Raw genomic sequence first — 21,665 nt, 5'->3', positions numbered from 1 at the left:
AATAGATATGAATGGGGGACAAAAATGTCAATTAAGCTCATTAATATTGGTTTTGGGAATATCGTTTCCGCGAACCGGATCGTATCCATCGTGAGCCCTGAATCGGCTCCGATAAAAAGGATCATCCAAGACGCCCGAGATCGCGGATCCTTAATAGATGCTACATATGGCAGAAGAACCAGGGCCGTTATAATTACAGACAGCGACCATGTTATCTTATCTGCCGTTCAACCGGAAACGGTTGCTGCACGGCTACAAGATAGAGATGACAGCGTAGAAGAGGGGTAACTGAAACAATATGAGAGAAAAAGGTTTATTAATCGTTTTGTCCGGACCATCCGGTGTTGGTAAAGGAACTGTTAGGAAGGCGATTTTTTCTCAGCCAGGAACGGCATTCGAATATTCAATTTCGATGACGACAAGGCTGCCTCGCCATGGTGAAGTGGACGGAGTGGACTATTTCTTCAAAAAACGCGAGGAATTCGAAGCACTGATCGAAGAAGGCAAATTGCTGGAATATGCTGAGTTCGTCGGTAATTATTATGGAACACCCGTGGATTATGTCCGTGAAACAATCGATTCCGGAAAAGATGTATTTCTGGAAATAGAAGTTCAAGGAGCTAAACAGGTCCGGGAGAAGTTCCCTGAAGGACTTTTCATTTTCCTTGCTCCTCCGAGTTTGACTGAACTCGAAAGCCGCATCGTTACTCGCGGAACCGAGACGGAGGAAGCGATAAAAGGCCGGATGAAAGTGGCCAAGGAAGAAATAGAACTTATGGATCTGTACGATTATGTTGTTGAAAATGATCATGTGGATGCAGCATGTGCTAGAATTAATGCAATTGTAATTGCCGAGCATTGCCGTCGGGAAAGAGTTGCAGTTTTATATAAAAAAATGTTGGAGGCGGAATAAATCATGTTATATCCATCAATTGATTCTCTATTACTTAAAATCGATTCTAAATACTCACTTGTATCGGTGGCAGCTAAACGCGCCAGGGAAATGCAAATTAAAGATAATTGCCTTATAAAACCGGTTTCCCATAAATCGGTAGGTCGTGCCCTTGAAGAAATTCATTCCGGTAAATTGACTTACGATAATTCTTACGAGGAAAACTAAGAGAACACAGAGCTTGACCTATCGGGCCTGACACCCTAAAGCAAACAGGAGCGTTACATTTGGAAAGTGCCTCCTTCCTGCGGCCAAGGTGTCAGGCCTGTTTGTTTTGATTTTTTTAAAAGTAATGTTTGGGGGAATCCATAGGTTATTGCGCATTTCAAATGAAATTTCTTCGGTTTTCCGTCATAATTAGAAAGAATAGAATGTATAGTTAGGGGAAATTTGCATGCTTATCGATAAAAAAGTACTTCTTTGTGTCACCGGCGGGATTGCTGTATATAAGGCTGCTGCCCTGACAAGTAAATTAACTCAGGAAAGTGCGCATGTTAAAGTGATCATGAGTGAATCGGCACGTAAGTTCGTGACGCCGCTCACCTTTCAAGCACTTTCGAGAAATGATGTGTACACAGATACTTTTGATGAGAAGGATTCTTCAGTCATTGCCCACATCGACTTGGCTGATTGGGCTGATATCATCCTGTTGGCTCCAGCTACAGCCAATGTCATTGGCAAAGTAGCCAATGGAATCGCGGATGATATGATCACGACCACCCTATTGGCAACGGAAGCACCTGTTTGGGTTGCGCCGGCAATGAACGTGCACATGTACGCACATCCAGCGGTTCAGAAAAATATGGAGACACTTCGGTCGTTTGGATATCAATTCATTGAACCGGGTGAAGGGTACTTGGCCTGCGGATATGTAGGGAAAGGGCGATTGGAGGAACCTGAAACAATCGTAGAACATCTTAATCGATATTTCAATGAACGCAAATTACAGCAACAGCCTCTTAAAGGAAAGAAATATTTAATAACGGCAGGACCGACACGTGAAGCGATTGATCCGGTGCGTTTTGTGACGAACCATTCTAGCGGCAAAATGGGCTATGCCTTAGCCGAAGCGGCAATTGAAATGGGCGCTGAGGTGACATTGATTACCGGCCCAGTGAACTTGACGCCACCTCCCAAGGCCAGAGTAATACCAGTGGAATCAGCAGCAGATATGTATGATGCGGTATTCGATCAGTTCGCTGCCAGTGATGTCGTAATCATGACCGCTGCAGTGGCGGATTATAAACCGAAGGTCTATCATACTCGAAAGATGAAAAAGCAGCCAGGGGAAAATGTGATTGAATTTGAACGGACAAAGGATATTCTAAAGGAACTCGGTGAAAATAAAACGCATCAGATTTTGGTGGGCTTTGCGGCTGAAACGAACAACGTTGAAGAATACGCAAGAGGAAAATTGGTTAAAAAGAATGCAGATATGATCGTTGCCAATAATGTTACCGTTGCAGGGGCAGGATTTGGAACGGATACGAACATCGTGACCATTTACGATAAAGATGGAAGTGCGACCGAACTTCCAAAAATGAGTAAAGCGGATGTAGCTAAAAGCATCCTGGCAGAAGTATCTCGCAAGCAAAAGGAATGATGTCTTATGGATATAGCATCCGTCATCGTGGATGTACCTGCTAAACAAACGGATCGAGAATTCGACTATCGCATCCCTGAAAAGTGGAACCAAGTCATCAAGCCCGGAATGAGAGTCATCGTCCCATTCGGTCCAAGAATGGTGCAGGGGTTCGTCACAGGCTTAAAAGTTAAAAGCGACTTTGCGAAATTACGCTTTATAAAGGAACCAATGGATTTGGAGCCCATCATCAATGATGAATTGCTTCAGCTAGGTGACTGGTTGACCAAGGAGGCGATGTGTTTTAAAATTTCAGCGCTACAGGCCATGCTTCCGGCAGCGATGAAAGCAAAGTATGAAAAAGTCATTAAAGTCGTTGAAGATAAAAAGGACCAGATCCCTCCCTCCATTCAAAACCTTTTCGGAAAAAGTGATTCACTATCTTGGAAAGACGTGATTGAAGGAGAGAATGCCTCACTGGTCCAAAAGGAAATGCAAAATGGCAATCTTGAGCTCGAATACAATGTGAAAAACCGACTTAACAAGAAGACGGTCCGAGTCATTAAATCTTTGCTTTCCCCTATGGAACTGAAAGAAATGGCATCAGCCATATCCAGCCATGCAAAAAAACAACAGGAACTCCTTCAATACTTTATTGAACATCAAGAACCCATCCCGTTAAAGGAATTGCTTGAATTGATGAACACATCAAGCGGTACCGTCAAATCCCTAGTTTCAAAAGGGGCCTTGGCTGAAATGGATCAAGAAGTATACCGTGATCCTTATGAAAACCGTGTGTTCGAAAAATCCATTCCCTTTACACTGACAGCTGAACAAGCCGCTGCATTAAAGCCGATCCAAGAGAAAATACATCATGATGAACATGATGTCTTCCTTTTATATGGTGTAACCGGCAGCGGGAAGACGGAAGTGTATTTACAGGCAATTGCCTCTGTCATTGAAAAAGGGAAGGAAGCCATCATGCTTGTACCTGAAATCTCCTTGACGCCACAGACGGTGAAGAGGTTTAAGGAACGATTTGGGGAGCAGGTAGCTGTCATGCATAGCGGTTTATCCGTAGGTGAAAAATATGATGAATGGCGTAAAATTCACCGCAAAGAAGTAAAAGTGGTGGTCGGGGCGCGTTCTGCCGTGTTTGCTCCTTTTGAAAGCCTGGGGCTGGTCATCATTGACGAAGAGCATGAATCCAGTTATAAGCAAGAAGAAACACCAAGGTACCATGCTAGGGATGTTGCCATTGAAAGAGCAAAATCATATGGTTGTCCGGTTATTCTTGGCAGCGCCACACCTACACTTGAATCTTTTGCTCGAGCCAAGAAAAATGTCTATAAATTATTGACCCTTAGCCAGAGGATGAATAAAAATGCTTTGCCAGCAGTGGATATTGTAGATATGAGGGAAGAACTAAGAACGGGAAATCGTTCCATGTTTTCGGAGCTGCTCTTTACCAAGCTGAAAGACCGGCTTGAGAAGGGTGAGCAAACTGTCCTGATGCTAAATAAAAGGGGGCATTCTTCCTTTGTGATGTGTCGAAGCTGCGGATTGGTCATCAACTGCCCTAATTGTGACATTTCACTTACATATCATCGCTTTAATGATATAATGAAATGCCATTATTGTGGGTTTGAAGAGGGAATGCCTTCCGTTTGCCCTGAATGTGAAAGTGAACATATAAGGTTCTTTGGTACAGGAACTCAAAAGGTTGAAGAAGAGCTTGCAAAAATCCTGCCTGAAGCAAGGGTCATACGAATGGATGTTGACACGACGAGTAAGAAGGGTTCACATGAGCGATTGCTGAATGCCTTTGGTGAAGGAAAAGCGGATATATTGCTAGGCACCCAAATGATAGCCAAGGGCCTTGATTTTCCTAATATCACTCTTGTTGGAGTCCTTTCAGCCGATACGATGCTACATCTGCCTGATTTCCGTTCTTCGGAAAAGACATTTCAGCTGCTGACGCAGGTCAGCGGAAGGGCGGGACGTCATCAGCTTCCGGGAGAAGTGGTCATCCAAACCTATACGCCTGAGCACTACAGCATCGAGCTTTCTGCCCTGCAGGATTATGATGCTTTTTATGAACGGGAGATGTATCTAAGGAGGCAAAGTCATTACCCTCCATATTATTATGTTGTCCTCATAACCGTTTCACATGAAGATTTAATGAAGACGGTGAGTGTTACTGAGAAAATCACCAATTATTTAGGCTCGCGATTGAATCGGGATTCTGTCGTACTAGGTCCGGTTGCTTCGCCCATTAGTCGAATCAACAATAGATATCGCTATCAATGTCTGATAAAATACAAACGAGAGCCGGACCTGAATCAGCATTTACGCACACTTTTAGAGCATTACCAAAAAGAAACCGCTCAAAATCATCTGCAGATTTCAATAGATTTAAATCCACAGATCATGATGTAATTATTTTAGAGATGGATGATTACCGCGAGCTGTAACAGCTTGCGTTTTTATATAATGAAGTGTTGTTTTTCATATCTAGGAGGGTACCTTTAATTTTGGCTATTTTACCGATTGTTTTGTTTCCTGAAAAAATTTTACAACAAAAATGCGATAAAGTAACAAGTTTTGATAAAAAGTTGGCAAAGCTGTTAAATAACATGTATGAAACGATGGTGGAGGCGGATGGCGTTGGACTTGCAGCACCTCAAGTTGGCGTGAAAAAGCAAGTGGCCGTCGTTGAAATAGAGGAAGGATCAGGTGCAATCGAACTGATTAATCCGGAAGTGCTGGAATTGGAAGGAGAACAGACAGGTGTTGAAGGATGCTTGAGCTTCCCGAGTTTATATGGTGAAGTAGTGCGTCCTTATCGTGTCAAAGTCCGTGCACAAGACCGAAAAGGATCTTTTTTCGAGATAGAAGCGGAGGATTTCCTTGCAAGGGCCCTTCTACACGAAATCGATCATCTGCAAGGAGTCTTATTTACAAGTAAGGTTTCCCGGTATATTTCGGAAGAAGAGTTAGAAAGGTATGGAGAAGAATGACAAAAATAATTTTTATGGGTACACCGGACTTTTCGGTGCCGGTATTGAAAAGAATCATTGATGAAGGGTATGATGTGATCGCTGTTGTCACACAGCCAGATCGTCCAGTGGGCCGCAAAAAGGTGCTTACGCCGCCTCCAGTTAAAGTCGAAGCCGAAAAGCATGGGATACCCGTTTATCAGCCTGAAAAAATCCGGGAAAAAGAAGAACTTGAAAAAATCATTGCATTGAATGCTGATTTAGTGGTGACGGCGGCATTCGGACAAATTCTTCCGAATGAATTGTTGGATGCCCCTAAGTACGGTTGTATTAATGTACATGCCTCCCTGCTTCCTGAACTGCGTGGAGGGGCGCCAATTCATTATTCCATTTTACAGGGGAAAGAAAAGACTGGGATAACCATCATGTATATGGCAGAAAAATTGGATGCCGGTGATATATTGACTCAGGCGGAAGTTACTATAGAGGAAGAAGACAATGTTGGTACACTGCATGATAAATTAAGCAAGGTAGGGTCGGATTTACTTGCGGAGACACTTCCGAAACTTATAAATGAAGAGTTACAGGCAATCAAGCAAGATGATGCTAAAGCATCTTTTGCGCCTAACATCAAACGGTCGGAGGAAAAAATCGACTGGTCGAAATCAGGGGAAGACATCTATAACCATGTACGCGGCCTGAATCCTTGGCCTGTTGCTTATACAACCTTAGACGGTTCCATTATGAAAATATGGCAAGTAAAGAAATTAGAAGCTGGCAAGCAGGCCTTGCCGGGCACGATCGTTGAGGTGCAAAATGATGGTTTCATCGTTTCGACAGGCAATGAGACGGCAATACTAGTAACAGAACTGCAGCCTTCAGGAAAGAAAAAAATGCCGGCGAAAGATTACTTGCGCGGAGCCGGATCGTTCATTAAAGCAGGCATGAAGTTAGGAGAACAGAATGAAGCAAACTAAAAAGGGAGTACGTGAAATCGCTCTCGATATTTTGGAATCTGTAGAGAAAAACCAATCCTACAGTAACCTATTATTGAACAACTTGATTAAAAAGCACCAGTTATCCGCCGTGGACAGCGGTTTGCTTACAGAGATTAGCTACGGTACCATCCAGCGGAAAATGACTTTGGATTATTTTTTGAACCCGTTTATTAAACAACCTAAAAAAACGCAAAGCTGGGTCATCAATTTACTTAGACTTTCCGTTTACCAAATGGTCTATTTAGATAAAGTGCCTGATCATGCAATCATTTTCGAGGCCGTAGAAATTTCCAAAAAGCGCGGACACAAGGGCACCTCTTCGATGGTCAATGGTGTGCTTCGTAATATTCAAAGAAATGGTGTTCCTTCTTTAGAGGAAATTAAAAATGATCTGGAACGGCTTTCCATAGAAGTGAGTCATCCTATTTGGCTGGTCCAGCGTTGGGTAGAGCAATTTGGCTATGAAAAAACCAAGGAAATGTGTGAAATCAACTTAACTGCGCCACTACAGACAGGACGTGTTAATTTAAAAAAGATCTCACGCCGTGAACTGATCAGCATCTTAACGGAAGAAGGATATGATGTTGAAGCGAGTGAAGTCGTTCCCGAAGCAATCGTCAGCTATAAAGGGAATCTTGCTCATTCAGAAAGCTATAAAATGGGGTATTTATCGATTCAGGACGAGAGTTCAATGCTAGTTGCCCATGCATTGGGTGCGAATGAAAATGATGCTGTGCTCGATTGCTGTGCTGCACCTGGAGGGAAAACGACCCATATCGCAGAAGGCTTGACCACAGGACAAGTATATGCACTCGACCTTCATGAACATAAGGTCAAGCTGATTAAAGAGCAGGCGGAGCGCCTAAAACTCAGAAACAATATTAAGACAATGGCCCTTGATAGCAGAAAAGTGCAAGAGCACTTTAATAAAGAAGGGTTTGACAGGGTCCTGATCGATGCACCATGTTCCGGGTTGGGAGTCATGCGCCGGAAACCTGATGTAAAGTATACTAAAACAAAAGATGATATAATGAAACTCTCAAGTATACAACAACAATTATTGGAATCGGCTGCCCCGCTTGTTAAGCAAGGAGGACGGTTAGTATATAGTACCTGTACGGTGGATAAAGAAGAAAATGACAAAGTCGCTGCAGCATTTTTGGAAAGCCATCCGGATTTTGAAAGCGATGCAACCTTGTCCACAAGAATGCCTGAAAGCGTTCAGCCATATATCGAGGGTCATACGCTGCAAGTTTTTCCGCAATATTTTAGCAGTGACGGATTCTTTATTGCGAGTTTTAGAAAGAAGGTGCTGTAATGGCAGAAATCACTAAATCATCTAGAGTAAGAAAAGACACGACACCAGAAAAACCATCAATCTACTCATTGGAGCTTCACCAAATTAAAGAATGGCTTGTTCAAAATGGAGAGAAGGCATTCCGGGCCGAGCAAGTATATGACTGGCTTTATAAAAAGCGTGTCTCCAGTTTTGAAGATATGTCCAACCTTTCGAAATCATTACGGGATAAGTTGGAGTCGCAATTCACCTTCACAACATTGAAGACTTTGATTCAGCAAACGTCCAATGACGGAACGATGAAGTTTTTATTTGAACTCCAAGATGGATATTCGATTGAAACGGTGCTGATGCGTCATGAATACGGAAACTCCATTTGCGTGACAACGCAGGTAGGATGCAGAATTGGCTGTACATTCTGTGCTTCGACACTTGGCGGTTTAAAGCGGAATCTTGAATCAGGGGAAATTGTTGCCCAGGTCGTTAAAGTTCAGCAAGCACTTGATGAGTCGGAAGAGCGTGTCAGTTCCGTCGTTATCATGGGAATCGGTGAACCGTTTGATAACTACGATAATATGATGTCATTCTTGAAGAATATAAACCATGAAAAGGGCTTGAACATCGGGGCGCGTCATATTACCGTTTCCACAAGTGGAATCATTCCTAAAATCTATAAGTTTGCCGAAGAAAGCATGCAAATAAACTTTGCTGTTTCCCTTCATGCACCGAATACGGAATTGAGAAGTAAATTGATGCCGATCAATAAGGCCTACAAACTTCCAGACCTGATTGAGGCCATCAAATACTATACAGAAAAAACAGGCCGCCGTGTAAGTTTTGAATATGGTCTATTCGGTGGCGAAAATGATTCAGTGGAGCACGCTGAAGAATTAGCAGCTTTAATAAAAGGGATAAAATGCCATGTGAACTTAATACCGGTTAACTATGTACCGGAACGCAACTATGTACGAACACCTCGGGACCAGATTTTTGAGTTTGAAAAAACATTGAAGAAGCGCGGCATTAATGTAACGATCCGAAGGGAACAAGGCAGTGATATTGACGCAGCCTGCGGCCAGCTTCGGGCCAAGGAGCGCAAAGAAGAGACGAGGTGACCCTATGAGGGCAATATTTAAGACAGACCGTGGAAAAGTCCGCCAGCATAATGAAGATAATGGCGGAATCTTTAAGAACTCGGAAGGCGTTCGCCTTGCCATCGTTGCAGATGGCATGGGCGGCCACCGTGCCGGGGATGTAGCCAGTGCAATGACGATAGACCTTCTGAAAAAGGGCTGGGAAGTATCCACCGGAATCGAAACGGCAAATGATGCCGAAGATTGGCTTAAGCAGCAAATCTTCACGGTCAATCAGTTGCTTTTTGAACATGCAGAAGCGAATACGGAATGTAAGGGCATGGGGACAACCATTGTTGCAGCCATTTGCACCGACAAGTTTGCTACCATTGCCAACATCGGGGACAGCCGGTGTTATTTGTATAATGAGAGTGGTTTTAAGCAGGTCACGGAAGATCATTCACTCGTTAATGAATTGGTCCGTTCCGGTCAGATTTCGAAAGAAGATGCCGAAAACCATCCACGGAAAAATGTTTTATTACGAGCCTTGGGGACAGAAATGCAAGTGGAAATGGACATTATGACGGTCATCTTCGAAGAAAATGATTTACTATTGCTTTGTTCGGACGGATTGACGAATAAAGTGAGTGAACTGGAACTGGAAGAAACGGTAACCAATGCACAGTCACTTGAAGAAAAGGCGAATTCATTAATAGATAAGGCCAATCACTACGGTGGGGAAGATAATATCACCCTTGTGCTTGTTCAATTTACTGAAGAAAGTGAAAGCAGGTGAATTGAATGTTGATTGGCAGAAGGATCAACGGCCGTTATAAACTGATCCAGATGGTCGGCGGCGGCGGTATGGCTAATGTTTACCTTGCAAGGGATATGATCTTGGATAGGGATGTTGCATTGAAAATCCTTCGCATGGATTTTAATAATGACGAAGAGTTCATCAAGCGCTTCAATCGGGAAGCCCAATCGGCCACCAGTTTGGCCCATCCCAATATCGTAAGTATTTATGATGTTGGTGAAGAAGATTCCATCTATTATATTGTAATGGAATACGTTGACGGTTTTACACTTAAGCAATACATACAAAAATATTATCCAATTCCAGTTGATGAAGCCTTGGATATCATGAGGCAAATCACGGCAGCGATTTCCCATGCCCATCATAATGGGATCATCCATCGTGACATCAAGCCACAGAACATTTTGATTGATAAGGAAGGAACCGTTAAGATTACGGACTTTGGGATTGCATTGGCCCTAAGTGCAACAAACATAACGCAGACCAACGCAGTCTTGGGTTCGGTTCATTATTTATCTCCGGAACAGGCCAGAGGCGGTATGGCCAATAAGAAATCGGACATTTATTCACTTGGCATCGTCATGTTTGAATTGTTGACGGGGAGATTGCCTTTTTCGGGTGAATCAGCCGTGTCGATAGCTCTTAAACATTTACAATCGGAAACTCCTTCACCAAAACGCTGGAATTCTGAAATACCCCAGAGTGTGGAAAATATTATCTTGAAAGCGACAGCCAAAGATTCATATTACCGCTATGAGAGTGTGGACTCGATGGAGGATGATATACGGACGTCGCTTAATCCGGAGCGTTCAAATGAACTTCCTTTTGCGATTCCCGAAGATCATGATGCAACAAAAGCCATCCCCGTCATAACGGATGATCAGCTTTCAAGCATCGATGAGACAATCGTAAGGGGTCCTGAAAAAAATACGTTAGTTTATGCGGACGATGAGGAAAGTGAATCAGAAGCAGAGAGTAATTCAAAAAAGAAACAAAAGAAACAGAAAAAACAAAAAAATAAGTCGGAACACAAAGGTAAAAAGCGAAAGAACATGCCTGCGATCTTGGTGACCACCTTTTTAGTTCTCGCACTGCTTGCTGTTTTATCTGTCACAGTTTTACCTCCCCTCCTTGTCTCGAAGGAAGTGACGATCCCTGACCTTAAAGGGGAAGAATTGGATGACGCCATTACTGAATTGCTTGAAATGGATTTGGAAATTGGAGAGACGATCGAGATTGAAGATGAAGAGGTTGAAGCTGGTCTTGTGATCAAAACCAATCCTAAGGAAGGTAAGACGGTCAAGGAAGGTGCAGTGATCGATATTTATCAAAGCGTTGGTAAAGAGACGATTTCATTGTCCAGCTATGAAGGTCGAGATTACTCTGATGTTAAATCCCTGCTTGAAAAAATGGGATTCAAAAACATAAGCGTTACTGAAAAATATGATGAAAGTGCTCCCGGCACGATCATAGATCAATCTCCCTCGGGTGCCACTGAGGTCGTACCATCCGAAACGGAGCTTGAGCTGACGGTCAGTAAAGGGGCAGATCTGTTGAGCTTGAAGAACTTAACGGGGTTCAATAAAGCTGCCCTTGATGATTATTCCAGTGAAAGCGGAATAAAGATCGATGTCGAAGAAGAAATCTATGATGATTCCGTAGCGGAGGGGCTTGTCATTTCCCAGTCACCGGAACCTGCTACGAAGGTGGAAAAGGGCAGTACTGTGAAAGTGGTCATTTCAAAAGGGAAAGAAGAGATTCCGCCCAAGAGTGTAACGGAGGAAGTCAAAATCGAGTATGATCCGGTTGAGCCAGGCAAATCACAAAAAATCCAAATTTTCATCGAGGATATCGACAATAGCATGACGGAGCCTCAAGAAACATTCTATATATTGGAAGATGCGAAGAGAACGATCGAATTAATGGTTTCCCCGGATAAGAAAGCAGGATATAAAGTCATGAGGGACAATCAGGTCATCATTGACGAATCCGTCTCATATCCAGAATAAATTTAATAATTAGGAGTGTGGTTATGCCCGAAGGAAAAATTATCAAAGCATTAAGTGGATTTTATTATGTCCTTGATGGTGAAGAGGTCTATCAATGCCGTGGAAGGGGCCTGTTCAGGAAGAATAAGGTAACCCCGCTCGTTGGTGATTATGTTGTTTTTGAATCGGAAAATAAAACGGACGGGACCGTGACCGAAATAAAACCGCGAAAGAATGAATTGATACGTCCGCAAATCTCGAATGTAGACCAGGCAATCCTTGTCTTTTCGGCAGTGGAACCTGATTTCAGTCCAGCCTTGCTTGATCGATTTCTCGTATTGATCGAAGATAACGAAATCGAACCGATTATCGTCGTGACGAAACTGGACTTGGTTACAGCTGAAAATCAAAAGAAATTGTCTCAGTATATCAAGGACTATCAGAAACTTGGCTATACTGTATTGGAGACATCTTCCGTTACCGCCGGAGGGATTGAAGAACTAGTGCCGTATTTAGAAGGGAAAACCAGTGTATTTGCGGGTCAGTCCGGTGTTGGGAAATCGTCTTTGCTGAATGCGATCAATCCGGAATTGGCTTTAAAGACGGATGATATTTCTTCACACCTGGGACGCGGGAAGCATACGACCCGGCACGTTGAATTGATCCATATTGGCTCTGGACTTGTCGCGGATACTCCAGGGTTCAGTTCACTTGAATTCATGGAAATGGAAGCTGAACGGCTATCCTATTGCTTCCCGGAAATGCATAAGCATGGGGAAGACTGTAAATTCAGGGCCTGTCTCCACGATAAAGAACCGAAATGTGCAGTGAAGGAAGCGGTTGATTCCGGGGAAATTCCCCGTTATCGATACGAGCATTATATGCAATTCTTAGAAGAAATAAGAGATAGAAAGCCGAGGTATTAAAATGGTTAAAATCGCACCATCCATTTTGTCAGCTGACTTTGCAAAATTGGGAGAAGAAATTCTTGATGTGGAAAGGGGCGGAGCGGATTTGATCCATGTGGATGTCATGGATGGGCATTTCGTGCCGAATATAACGATAGGCTCACTAATTGTTGATGCTATCCGCCCAGTAACGAAGCTTCCGCTTGATGTTCATTTAATGATTGAACAACCTGATCGTTATATCGAGTCCTTTGCGAAAGCGGGAGCTGATTATATAACTGTACATGTAGAGGCCTGCACACATTTGCATCGAACGGTTCAATTGATCAAATCTTTTGGTGTAAAGGCAGGCGTGGTGCTTAATCCAGCCACTCCGGCTTCCTTGATACAACCTATAATCGAAGATATTGACATGGTATTGTTGATGACGGTTAATCCGGGTTTTGGGGGGCAAAAGTTCATTAAATCCGTTCTTCCGAAAATTGCCGAAGTGAAGGCGTTGGCAGGAAAGTATAATCAAAATCTCGAGATAGAGATTGATGGTGGAGTAAATGAAGAAACGGCTAAACTATGTATTGAACAAGGGGCGACAATCCTGGTGGCCGGTTCGGCAATATATGATCAGGAAGATCGACACGCAGCGATTCAAAAGATTCGGGGAAAGTGATATAAGCCGACACTATCATATTCATATGATGGTGATCGGCTTTTTTTATCAATTAAACTAAGGCACCTTGGATATGATTTTTATATGGAAAAGGATGATTTCGATGATTATCAGTATAATGGCTGGAGGTCCGGAATGTTTTTGGCCGGATCTGACATGGTATAAGGAGAAGACAGATCTTTGGGTCGGGGTTGACAGGGGAGTATGGTCTCTGCTTGAAAAAGGTATCGAACCTAAGTACGGTTTTGGGGATTTTGATTCGGTTTCGGAAGGTGAATACGAAAAGATTGAGCAAATGCTGGAAGAAATCAATCTTTATTCCTCGGAAAAGGATGAAACGGATTTAGAAATCGCATTTAAATGGGCAATGGGGCAAAAGCCAAGAGAAATTCACATTCTGGGCGCAACAGGGGGAAGAATGGACCATTTTCTCGGGAATATCCAGCTGCTCCAAAAAGAAAGTGTCCTCCCTCATCATGGTGATATGGATATATACATAGTCGATCGGCAAAATATAATCACAGTAAAGACAGCAGGTTCATATAAGGTCACTGCTTTGAAAGATAAGAAATACTTGTCCTTGCTCCCAGTAAACGCTGAAGTCACCGGCATTACTCTTTCGGGTTTCAAATATCCGCTGGACGATGCAAGCTTGGAAATGGGTTCGACGCTTTGCATCAGCAACGAACTAATTTCCGAATCTGGGAATGTTTCATTTGAGAAAGGCATATTAATGGTGATAAGAAGCAGTGATTAAAATTCATGCTTAGAGCAGATTCGGATATAATTACGATCATCCTATATCCGCTTAAAAGCTTATGTTGTAATAGAAAAATTCCACTTCATCTTTAATTGTGGGATGCAAAGAGGAGGGGCATGATGAAATTTTATACGATTAAATTGCCAAAAGTTCTGGGCAGTTTGGTAAGGGCTATGCTCGGAGCGTTTAAAAAAGGCTGATACTTATCTCCATGACACCTCTCAAATTAAGGGAGGTGTTATTTTTTAGTAAAATAGGGCGGCCATCCATTAATGGGTGAAGGCATCCTTCTTGATGCAGACTGGACCTGGTCAAGGATTTGAAACCATCCCCATTAAATACCGGCCATTACAAGTAAAAAGGCATCCTAAGAGGATGCCGTAACATTATACGCGTTCTACTTTGCCCGATTTAAGAGCTCTTGCAGAAACGTATACACGTTTAGGTTTACCGTCAACTAAAATACGTACTTTTTGAAGGTTAGCGCCCCATGTACGCTTGCTAGCGTTCATTGCGTGAGAGCGGCTGTTACCAGAACGAGTTCTTCTTCCAGTGATTACACATTTACGTGCCATGTCAAATTCCCTCCTAACTACAACAAGCTTAAGTTTTTCGCAGTCGTCTTAAGTCTTTGTAAAATACTTTAATAATTTATCATACCTACCGCTAGAATGCAATACTTCAGTTAATTACTTTCAAGAAAAAAACCTTGACATACATACTTCAAAATTGAATTATATAGAGTACCGTAAGACATTTACTTTTAAAACCATAGACATTATAGTAAAATGTCTTTAGTTGATTTGATTTTTGGGAGGGAAAAGAAAATGTCTATCGAATTACAAACGAAGTATGGACAAATTGATATCTCTAATGAGGTTATCGCTACTGTAGCAGGCGGCGCAGCCGTGGATTGCTACGGAATTATAGGAATGTCTTCCAAAAAACAATTTAAAGACGGCATTGCCGAAATTTTAAGAAAAGAAAACTTTACTAAAGGTGTAATTGTCCGACAAGAAGAGGAAGAAGTTCATATCGATATGTATATTATCGTAAGTTATGGAACGAAAATCTCGGAAGTTGCACATAATGTGCAATCAAAGGTAAAGTACACTCTGGACAAAACTGTAGGATTAGCTGTTGATTCCGTTAACATTTTTGTACAGGGAGTTCGTGTGACGAACCCTTAAGTATAGGAGGAAAGTTTTGTGTCAATTACAAGTTTGAACGGAAAGCGCTTTGCAGAAATGATCATTCAAGGTGCCAACCATTTAGCGGCTAATGCCCAAATGGTTGATGCGTTGAATGTTTTCCCTGTTCCGGATGGAGATACAGGAACGAATATGAATTTATCGATGACTTCGGGAGCGAAGGAAGTGCAAAATAACGTCCAGGAACACATCGGAAAAGTGGGTGCGTCGCTTTCAAGAGGATTGCTTATGGGCGCACGCGGCAATTCGGGAGTTATCCTTTCGCAACTGTTCCGCGGTTTTGCTAAAGCGATTGAACATAAATCGGAAATCAATAGTGAAGAATTTGCCCAAGCTTTTGAAGCAGGGGTTCAGACAGCTTATAAAGCCGTTATGAAACCTGTTGAAGGAACCATTTTAACGGTTGCAAAAGATGCAGCCAAGCAAGCGGTTTCATCAGCAGCAAAGCATATAGACCTAATTCAGGTAATGGAAGAAATCGTTACGGAGGCCAATGCTTCATTAAAACGTACACCTGATCTTCTTCCAGTCTTAAAAGAAGTGGGTGTCGTTGATAGCGGGGGGCAAGGGTTGGTGTTTGTATATGAAGGTTTCCTTGCTGAGCTGAAAGGTGAAGCCCTTCCAGTCCGATCCGCTAATGGTCCAAGCATGGATGACATGATCAGTGCCGAACATCATATGAATGTACAAGGACATATGAACACGGAAGATATCGTGTTTGGCTACTGTACGGAATTCATGGTCCGGTTGGAAAGTGAAAAACTTGCCAATCAATCATTTGATGAAGAAAAATTCAGAAATGATTTAAGTGAATACGGAGATTCTTTACTAGTCATCTCAGATGATGAAGTCGTCAAAGTACATATTCACTCTGAACAGCCTGGCACCTGCCTGAATTATGGACAGCAATATGGTAGTTTAATAAAAATGAAAATCGATAATATGCGTGAACAGCATACTGCGATTGTAGGTGAGACGAATACACCGCTTCAAACTAAACCGCCCACCAAAGAGAAGTACGCTGTAGTGTCAGTGGCGATGGGAGCTGGCATCAGCGAATTATTCAAAAGCATCGGCGCTAAGTCCGTCATCGAAGGCGGGCAAACGATGAATCCTAGTACGGAAGATATCGTTAAAGCTGTCGAAGGGGCATATGCAGATCATGTGATCATCTTGCCTAACAATAAAAATATCATCATGGCCGCCAATCAGGCTGCAGATGTACTTGGGGATCATGTGACTATCATTCCAACGAAAACAGTACCACAGGGAATGGCTGCATTGTTGGCTTTCAACCCTTCACTTGATGCCGAAGAGAATAAAAAAGCGATGATCGAAGCCCTTTCGCATGTGAAAACGGGCCAGATTACTTATGCTGTCCGGGATACCAACATTGACGGTCTTGCAATCGAGACCGGGGACTTCATGGGAATTGCTGAAGGCACCATCAAGGTGAAGGATAAAGACATGACCCAAGCGGCAAAAGATCTTCTTTCCGATATGATTGACGAAGATTCAGAAATCCTTACCATTTTATATGGTGAAGATGCCACTGCTGAAGATGTCGAAAGTCTTGTTGCGTTTTGTAATGAGAATTTCGAAGACGTTGAAGTTGAAGTCCATAATGGGAAACAACCTTTATATTCTTTCATTTTTTCAATTGAATAAGTAGAGAACATGAAAATAAGGGAAACCTATCCGTCATAAAAGTTTGGAGGATCCCGAAAAAAATAAAAGGCAATAAACTGCATATGTCATTAGGCTATGCAGTTTTATTTTGGCTGTTTTCACATACTTTGTTGCTATTTACCAGGTAGTGAGTTGTGGTTGATTTCCCCTCCAGATGCTCGCTTTCCGCGAGGCGGGCGGTGAGCCTCCTCGGCGTAAATGCCTGTGGGGTCTCACCTGTCCCGCTGCTCCCGCAAGAGTCTCGCACTTCCGCTCCAATCAATCTTAAATAGTTTCGTTTAAAAACAACAATCTTTACGAAAAGAGCCTTTATTTTTATGAAAAGAAGGATTACGGACAGCATAATTGTAATTACAATATATCAGGCTTTATTATTAAACTGACTCCAAGTGAATAGAAGGAGGAGCTAATCATGAAATTTAGAAGTGTATTCGATATAATTGGTCCTGTTATGATCGGCCCCTCCAGCTCCCATACAGCAGGAGCTGCAAGGATCGGTAGGGTTGCCAGGAATTTATTCGACCGGGAACCAAAATGGGCCCATATTTCTTTTTACGGATCGTTTGCCAAAACCTATAAAGGCCATGGAACCGATGTAGCCATTGTAGGCGGCTTGCTTGATTTTGATACATTTGATGAGAGAATCAAAGAATCGCTGGAAATAGCACGCAAAAAGAAAATGAAAATTACATTTCGAGAAGAAGAGGCAGTACCGGAACATCCCAATACAGCAAAAATAACAGTTGGTGATGATGATGGTGAATTGGAACTTGTCGGAATATCGATAGGCGGGGGAAAGATCGAAATCGTCGAATTGAACGGATTTAAATTGAGGCTGTCCGGGCACAACCCTGCCATACTTGTCGTTCATGATGATCGATTTGGTGCCATTGCCAATGTTTCAAACATATTAGCCAAGCATCAAATCAATATTGGCCAAATGGAAGTCTCCCGAAAAGAGAAAGGGCAGATGGCCTTGATGACGATTGAAGTGGACCAAAACCTGGAGGATCACGTCATAGCTGAAATTACAGCACTCCCCAATATCACTCAAGTAGCAAGGATTGTGGATTGATAGAGCAATCGTTCCCACTTAGGAAGGAGAAGAAATCATGTTTCGAAATGTAGCGGAATTAGTAGAATTAGCTGAATCAAAGCAGAAAAAAATTTCAACACTGATGATCGAGCAGGAAATGGAAGTAACGGGAAAAAGCCGTGAAGAAATCATCCGCCAGATGGGAGTCAACCTGGATGTAATGGAACAGGCAGTTGAAAAAGGACTTCAAGGTGTACGGTCCGTTTCCGGCCTGACGGGAGGGGATGCAGTCCTTCTTCAGAATTACATTAAATCCGGAAACTCCTTATCCGGTGAACTGCTGTTGGATGCGGTAAGCAAAGCCGTGGCAACAAACGAAGTGAACGCAGCCATGGGGACGATTTGTGCGACACCGACTGCCGGATCTGCTGGTGTTGTGCCTGGTGCGCTTTTCGCTTTGCAAAATAAATTAAAACCGAATCGGGAACAGAAAATTGAGTTCCTATTTACAGCAGGGGCGTTTGGTTTTGTAGTAGCGAATAATGCTTCGATCTCTGGAGCCGCAGGGGGCTGTCAGGCGGAGGTCGGTTCTGCTTCGGGTATGGCAGCGGCAGCCATCGTTGAAATGGCAGGAGGGACACCGGCACAAAGTGCAGAGGCGATGGCAATCACATTAAAGAACATGCTTGGTCTTGTGTGTGATCCTGTTGCTGGGCTTGTGGAGGTGCCTTGTGTGAAGCGTAATGCCATGGGTGCAGCCAATGCCATGGTTGCAGCAGATATGGCTTTAGCGGGTATCACAAGCCGCATACCGTGTGATGAAGTAATTGATGCGATGTATAAAATCGGGCAAACGATGCCATCTGCTCTTAGGGAAACTGCACAAGGAGGTTTAGCGGCTACACCGACTGGGCGGGAGTTGGAAGCGAAAATCTTTGGCTTACCGCTAAATAAGAAGTGAACTCGACTTTACGCGAACCCATTACCGCAGTAAAAGGCATTGGGGCCGAAACGGCAGCAGCTTTGGGGGAAATGGAGATCCATACCGTCGCGGATCTCCTTGAGCACCTCCCATATCGCTATGAAGATTACCGGTTGAGGGATTTAGAAACGGTCGAGCATGATGAACGGGTTACTGTAGAAGGCAAAGTTCATACGGTACCCACGTTAGGGTACTTCGGAAAGAAAAAATCCAGGCTCACGATTAAAGTTTTGACTGGGAGATATTTAATAAACGTCATTTTTTTTAACCAGCCTTATCTGAAGCCGAAGCTTGCGATAGGCGAAACTGTAACGGTAACGGGGAAGTGGGATCGTCATCGTCAAACCATTACAGGCTCGGAATGCCATGTTGGTGACCGGAGCCGGGAGAAAGAGTTCGAACCGGTGTACTCAGTGAAGGGCAGCATTACCGTCAAAGGGCTCCGCCGCTTCATCTCCAATGCATTTTCTGAATATGGGACAATGATAGAAGAAAATCTGCCCCCGCAATTATTGGCGGCATACAAACTGATGCCGCGTAATGATGCTCTTCGTACCATGCATTTCCCTCAATCGGCCAATGAGGTGAAGAAGGCCCGACGCCGTTTTGTGTATGAAGAATTTTTATTGTTTCAACTTAAAATGCAGGCACTTCGTAAAGTACAGCGGGAGCAGTCAAAAGGAATAGGCCAGGAGTTTGACATGGAGCGGCTGGAAGCCTTTGTTGAAACCCTCCCTTTTCCTTTGACGAACGCTCAGAATAGGGTCGTCGGGGAAATAATGAATGACATGAAGTCTCCCTACAGGATGAACCGCCTGCTTCAAGGGGATGTCGGGTCTGGGAAAACGGTGGTTGCCGCCATATGCCTGAAGGCGACGATTACAGCAGGTTTCCAAGGTGCACTTATGGTCCCGACGGAAATCTTGGCTGAGCAGCATACACAATCGCTGAAAGCCATGTTGGAACCTAGTGGAGTAAAGGTCGCATTGTTGACAAGTTCGGTAAAAGGCAAAAAGCGCAAGGAACTTTTGCAAATGCTGGAATCCGGGGAGCTGGATCTTTTGATAGGAACACATGCATTGATTCAAGATGAAGTGAATTTCCGCAACTTAGGTCTTGTCATAACGGATGAACAACATCGTTTCGGAGTGGAGCAGCGCCGCATCCTTCGTGAAAAAGGTACCAATCCAGATGTGCTTTTCATGACGGCTACACCTATTCCGCGAACTCTCGCAATTACAGTGTTTGGGGAAATGGACGTCTCGACGATCGATGAAATGCCTGCCGGGCGTAAAGCGATAGAGACCTATTGGGCGAAACACCAAATGCTTGATCGGATCTTATCCTTTGTCGAAAAGGAACTAAAGAAAGGGAGACAGGCTTACGTCATCTGTCCATTGATTGAGGAGTCGGAGAAACTCGATTCTTTACAGAATGTTCTTGATGTTCATGCAATGCTGACACAATACTTTGCGAACAGGTACAAAGTGGGTCTTATGCATGGACGGCTGCATGCGGATGAAAAGGAAGAAGTGATGCAGCAGTTCAGTGCCAATGAAGCGCAAATCCTTGTTTCCACGACGGTCGTCGAGGTTGGGGTGAATGTTCCAAATGCAACGGTAATGGTCATTTATGATGCGGAGCGCTTTGGACTTTCACAGTTGCACCAGCTGCGCGGAAGGGTTGGGCGGGGGAGCGATCAGTCCTTTTGCATCCTGCTGGCTGATCCGAAAACGGAAGTCGGCAAAGAGAGGATGAAAATCATGACTGAGACAAACGATGGTTTTGCCCTTTCCGAAAAAGATTTGGAACTCCGTGGACCTGGGGACTTCTTCGGTAAAAAACAAAGCGGCCTTCCCGAATTCAAGGTAGCCGACATGGTCCATGATTACAGGACCCTTGAAGTGGCAAGGATGGATGCAGCAAAATTGATTGCCTCCCAAAGCTTTTGGCATTCCCCGGAGTATGCACCTTTGCGGGACTATTTAGAGGGAACGGGAGTATTTACAGGAGAAAAGCTGGACTGAACTGAATAAAAAACCAATAGCAGATTGTGAGATTTTACGCAATATCTTGCAATCTGTTTTTAAAATATATATACTACTATTAGTACCTAGTCATAATACTACGGATGGTGACCTTCAAATGCGAAGAAATAAGAAGGAACGCCAGCAATTATTAATCGAAACGATTAAACAGAATCCTTTTGTAACGGATGAGGAGCTGGCTGAAAAATATTCGGTGAGCGTCCAGACCATTAGGCTTGACCGTCTTGAATTATCGATACCGGAACTGCGTGAACGGATTAAAAGCGTGGCCGAGAAAAAATTCAGTGACGAAATCAGGGCATTGCCTTTGGATGAAATCATCGGGGAAGTAATTGATCTTAATTTAGATGATAATGCAATTTCGATTTTGGATATAAATAAAGAGCATGTCTTTAAGCGGAATGGAATCGCAAGGGGACATCACCTTTTTGCCCAAGCAAACTCATTGGCTGTGGCAGTCATAAATGATGAATTGGCATTAACTGCGAAAGCATCCATTTTATTCACTCGTTCTGTAAAGGAAAATGAAAGAGTGGTAGCTAAAGCGAGGGTTAAAAACGTGGACCACACCAATGATCGTTCCGTGGTGGAGGTTAGAAGCTACGTAGGTAATGAACTGGTTTTTAAAGGCGAGTTCGAAATGTATCGCTCTTAACTT

Annotated in this window: 22 protein-coding genes; 21 read left to right on the top strand and 1 reads right to left on the bottom strand. The window is 43.4% G+C overall.

The features are described 5' to 3' along the window. Positions 1-24: 24 nt before the first annotated feature. The 15 genes from remA to spoVM all read left to right on the top strand — a co-directional run bounded on the left by remA (position 25) and on the right by spoVM (position 14,241). Positions 25-288, top strand: a complete 264-nt coding sequence (gene remA, locus OTG27_RS08595) for an extracellular matrix/biofilm regulator RemA (protein ID WP_034313813.1) — start codon at positions 25-27, stop codon at positions 286-288. Positions 289-298: 10 nt separating this feature from the next. Continuing rightward, positions 299-913, top strand: a complete 615-nt coding sequence (gene gmk / locus OTG27_RS08590) for a guanylate kinase (protein ID WP_034313809.1) — start codon at positions 299-301, stop codon at positions 911-913. Positions 914-916: 3 nt separating this feature from the next. After that, positions 917-1,120, top strand: coding sequence for a DNA-directed RNA polymerase subunit omega (gene rpoZ, locus OTG27_RS08585; RefSeq protein ID WP_034313807.1), 204 nt, complete (start codon positions 917-919; stop codon positions 1,118-1,120). Positions 1,121-1,346: 226 nt separating this feature from the next. After that, positions 1,347-2,555: a bifunctional phosphopantothenoylcysteine decarboxylase/phosphopantothenate--cysteine ligase CoaBC gene (gene coaBC, locus OTG27_RS08580; RefSeq protein ID WP_268936714.1), complete on the top strand. Its 1,209-nt coding sequence runs from the start codon at positions 1,347-1,349 to the stop codon at positions 2,553-2,555. Between the two features lie 6 nt (positions 2,556-2,561). Further along, a complete protein-coding gene (gene priA, locus OTG27_RS08575; RefSeq protein WP_268936713.1) occupies positions 2,562-4,973 on the top strand; it encodes a primosomal protein N' in 2,412 nt (803 codons plus the stop codon). 95 nt (positions 4,974-5,068) lie between these two features. Beyond that, a complete protein-coding gene (gene def, locus OTG27_RS08570) occupies positions 5,069-5,554 on the top strand; it encodes a peptide deformylase (protein WP_268936712.1) in 486 nt (161 codons plus the stop codon). After that, positions 5,551-6,510, top strand: a complete 960-nt coding sequence (gene fmt / locus OTG27_RS08565) for a methionyl-tRNA formyltransferase (protein WP_057278425.1) — start codon at positions 5,551-5,553, stop codon at positions 6,508-6,510. Before def ends, fmt begins: the two co-directional genes overlap by 4 nt. Continuing rightward, positions 6,497-7,849, top strand: a complete 1,353-nt coding sequence (rsmB, locus tag OTG27_RS08560) for a 16S rRNA (cytosine(967)-C(5))-methyltransferase RsmB (protein WP_057278424.1) — start codon at positions 6,497-6,499, stop codon at positions 7,847-7,849. Before fmt ends, rsmB begins: the two co-directional genes overlap by 14 nt. Next, positions 7,849-8,943, top strand: coding sequence for a dual-specificity RNA methyltransferase RlmN (gene rlmN, locus OTG27_RS08555; protein WP_268936711.1), 1,095 nt, complete (start codon positions 7,849-7,851; stop codon positions 8,941-8,943). Before rsmB ends, rlmN begins: the two co-directional genes overlap by 1 nt. Positions 8,944-8,947: 4 nt before the next feature. After that, positions 8,948-9,697, top strand: a complete 750-nt coding sequence (locus OTG27_RS08550) for a Stp1/IreP family PP2C-type Ser/Thr phosphatase (RefSeq protein WP_034313784.1) — start codon at positions 8,948-8,950, stop codon at positions 9,695-9,697. 5 nt (positions 9,698-9,702) lie between these two features. Then, positions 9,703-11,727: a Stk1 family PASTA domain-containing Ser/Thr kinase gene (gene pknB, locus OTG27_RS08545; RefSeq protein ID WP_268936710.1), complete on the top strand. Its 2,025-nt coding sequence runs from the start codon at positions 9,703-9,705 to the stop codon at positions 11,725-11,727. Positions 11,728-11,750: 23 nt separating this feature from the next. After that, positions 11,751-12,632: a ribosome small subunit-dependent GTPase A gene (rsgA, locus tag OTG27_RS08540; protein ID WP_268936709.1), complete on the top strand. Its 882-nt coding sequence runs from the start codon at positions 11,751-11,753 to the stop codon at positions 12,630-12,632. A 1-nt stretch (position 12,633) separates the two neighbouring features. After that, entirely contained in the window at positions 12,634-13,281 is a 648-nt protein-coding gene (gene rpe / locus OTG27_RS08535; protein WP_268936708.1) for a ribulose-phosphate 3-epimerase, read from the top strand. A gap of 103 nt (positions 13,282-13,384) precedes the next feature. Further along, complete coding sequence (locus OTG27_RS08530) at positions 13,385-14,038, top strand: thiamine diphosphokinase (RefSeq protein WP_096338239.1); 654 nt, start codon at positions 13,385-13,387, stop codon at positions 14,036-14,038. Positions 14,039-14,160: 122 nt separating this feature from the next. After that, complete coding sequence (gene spoVM, locus OTG27_RS08525) at positions 14,161-14,241, top strand: stage V sporulation protein SpoVM (RefSeq protein ID WP_034313769.1); 81 nt, start codon at positions 14,161-14,163, stop codon at positions 14,239-14,241. Between the two features lie 186 nt (positions 14,242-14,427). Here spoVM and rpmB read toward each other — a convergent pair whose 3' ends face one another. Next, positions 14,428-14,616 carry a 50S ribosomal protein L28 gene (gene rpmB / locus OTG27_RS08520; RefSeq protein WP_034313767.1) on the bottom strand — a complete coding sequence of 63 codons (189 nt, stop codon included), beginning with the start codon at positions 14,614-14,616 and terminating at the stop codon, positions 14,428-14,430. Between the two features lie 252 nt (positions 14,617-14,868). On the opposite strand from rpmB, the gene OTG27_RS08515 reads away from it, so the two are divergent. From OTG27_RS08515 to fapR, 6 genes are all read left to right on the top strand, one after another. Next, positions 14,869-15,231 (top strand): Asp23/Gls24 family envelope stress response protein, encoded by a 363-nt coding sequence (locus OTG27_RS08515; RefSeq protein ID WP_034313762.1) that lies wholly within the window; start codon positions 14,869-14,871, stop codon positions 15,229-15,231. 18 nt (positions 15,232-15,249) lie between these two features. Beyond that, on the top strand, positions 15,250-16,920 hold the full coding sequence (locus OTG27_RS08510) for a DAK2 domain-containing protein (RefSeq protein ID WP_268936707.1): 1,671 nt from the start codon (positions 15,250-15,252) through the stop codon (positions 16,918-16,920). Positions 16,921-17,353: 433 nt separating this feature from the next. Beyond that, positions 17,354-18,016 carry an L-serine ammonia-lyase, iron-sulfur-dependent subunit beta gene (gene sdaAB, locus OTG27_RS08505; RefSeq protein WP_034313754.1) on the top strand — a complete coding sequence of 221 codons (663 nt, stop codon included), beginning with the start codon at positions 17,354-17,356 and terminating at the stop codon, positions 18,014-18,016. A 37-nt stretch (positions 18,017-18,053) separates the two neighbouring features. Continuing rightward, the gene (gene sdaAA, locus OTG27_RS08500) at positions 18,054-18,938 is read left to right on the top strand and encodes an L-serine ammonia-lyase, iron-sulfur-dependent, subunit alpha (RefSeq protein WP_063576897.1); all 885 of its coding nucleotides are present in this window, start codon (positions 18,054-18,056) and stop codon (positions 18,936-18,938) included. Further along, on the top strand, positions 18,935-20,986 hold the full coding sequence (recG, locus tag OTG27_RS08495; protein ID WP_268936706.1) for an ATP-dependent DNA helicase RecG: 2,052 nt from the start codon (positions 18,935-18,937) through the stop codon (positions 20,984-20,986). The genes sdaAA and recG overlap by 4 nt, the downstream gene beginning before the upstream one ends. A gap of 118 nt (positions 20,987-21,104) precedes the next feature. Next, positions 21,105-21,662, top strand: a complete 558-nt coding sequence (gene fapR, locus OTG27_RS08490; RefSeq protein WP_034313744.1) for a transcription factor FapR — start codon at positions 21,105-21,107, stop codon at positions 21,660-21,662. The last annotated feature ends 3 nt before the right edge of the window (positions 21,663-21,665 follow it).

Origin of the sequence: Peribacillus sp. AS_2 (assembly GCF_026891895.1) — a bacterium.
GTDB classification, from domain to species: domain Bacteria; phylum Bacillota; class Bacilli; order Bacillales; family DSM-1321; genus Peribacillus; species Peribacillus frigoritolerans.
Note: the sequence above shows the minus strand (reverse complement) of the source record. Positions and strands in the feature narration are given on the sequence as shown.

What these genes read in the sequence shown, in the direction of transcription:
- remA (WP_034313813.1), top strand. Translation starts at nt 25, where the DNA reads ATGTCAATTAAGCTCATTAATATTGGTTTTGGGAATATCGTTTCCGCG.
- gmk (WP_034313809.1), top strand. Translation starts at nt 299, where the DNA reads ATGAGAGAAAAAGGTTTATTAATCGTTTTGTCCGGACCATCCGGTGTT.
- rpoZ (WP_034313807.1), top strand. Translation starts at nt 917, where the DNA reads ATGTTATATCCATCAATTGATTCTCTATTACTTAAAATCGATTCTAAA.
- coaBC (WP_268936714.1), top strand. Translation starts at nt 1,347, where the DNA reads ATGCTTATCGATAAAAAAGTACTTCTTTGTGTCACCGGCGGGATTGCT.
- priA (WP_268936713.1), top strand. Translation starts at nt 2,562, where the DNA reads ATGGATATAGCATCCGTCATCGTGGATGTACCTGCTAAACAAACGGAT.
- fmt (WP_057278425.1), top strand. Translation starts at nt 5,551, where the DNA reads ATGACAAAAATAATTTTTATGGGTACACCGGACTTTTCGGTGCCGGTA.
- rsmB (WP_057278424.1), top strand. Translation starts at nt 6,497, where the DNA reads ATGAAGCAAACTAAAAAGGGAGTACGTGAAATCGCTCTCGATATTTTG.
- rlmN (WP_268936711.1), top strand. Translation starts at nt 7,849, where the DNA reads ATGGCAGAAATCACTAAATCATCTAGAGTAAGAAAAGACACGACACCA.
- OTG27_RS08550 (WP_034313784.1), top strand. Translation starts at nt 8,948, where the DNA reads ATGAGGGCAATATTTAAGACAGACCGTGGAAAAGTCCGCCAGCATAAT.
- pknB (WP_268936710.1), top strand. Translation starts at nt 9,703, where the DNA reads ATGTTGATTGGCAGAAGGATCAACGGCCGTTATAAACTGATCCAGATG.
- rsgA (WP_268936709.1), top strand. Translation starts at nt 11,751, where the DNA reads ATGCCCGAAGGAAAAATTATCAAAGCATTAAGTGGATTTTATTATGTC.
- rpe (WP_268936708.1), top strand. Translation starts at nt 12,634, where the DNA reads ATGGTTAAAATCGCACCATCCATTTTGTCAGCTGACTTTGCAAAATTG.
- OTG27_RS08530 (WP_096338239.1), top strand. Translation starts at nt 13,385, where the DNA reads ATGATTATCAGTATAATGGCTGGAGGTCCGGAATGTTTTTGGCCGGAT.
- spoVM (WP_034313769.1), top strand. Translation starts at nt 14,161, where the DNA reads ATGAAATTTTATACGATTAAATTGCCAAAAGTTCTGGGCAGTTTGGTA.
- rpmB (WP_034313767.1), bottom strand. Translation starts at nt 14,616, where the DNA reads ATGGCACGTAAATGTGTAATCACTGGAAGAAGAACTCGTTCTGGTAAC.
- OTG27_RS08515 (WP_034313762.1), top strand. Translation starts at nt 14,869, where the DNA reads ATGTCTATCGAATTACAAACGAAGTATGGACAAATTGATATCTCTAAT.
- sdaAB (WP_034313754.1), top strand. Translation starts at nt 17,354, where the DNA reads ATGAAATTTAGAAGTGTATTCGATATAATTGGTCCTGTTATGATCGGC.
- sdaAA (WP_063576897.1), top strand. Translation starts at nt 18,054, where the DNA reads ATGTTTCGAAATGTAGCGGAATTAGTAGAATTAGCTGAATCAAAGCAG.
- fapR (WP_034313744.1), top strand. Translation starts at nt 21,105, where the DNA reads ATGCGAAGAAATAAGAAGGAACGCCAGCAATTATTAATCGAAACGATT.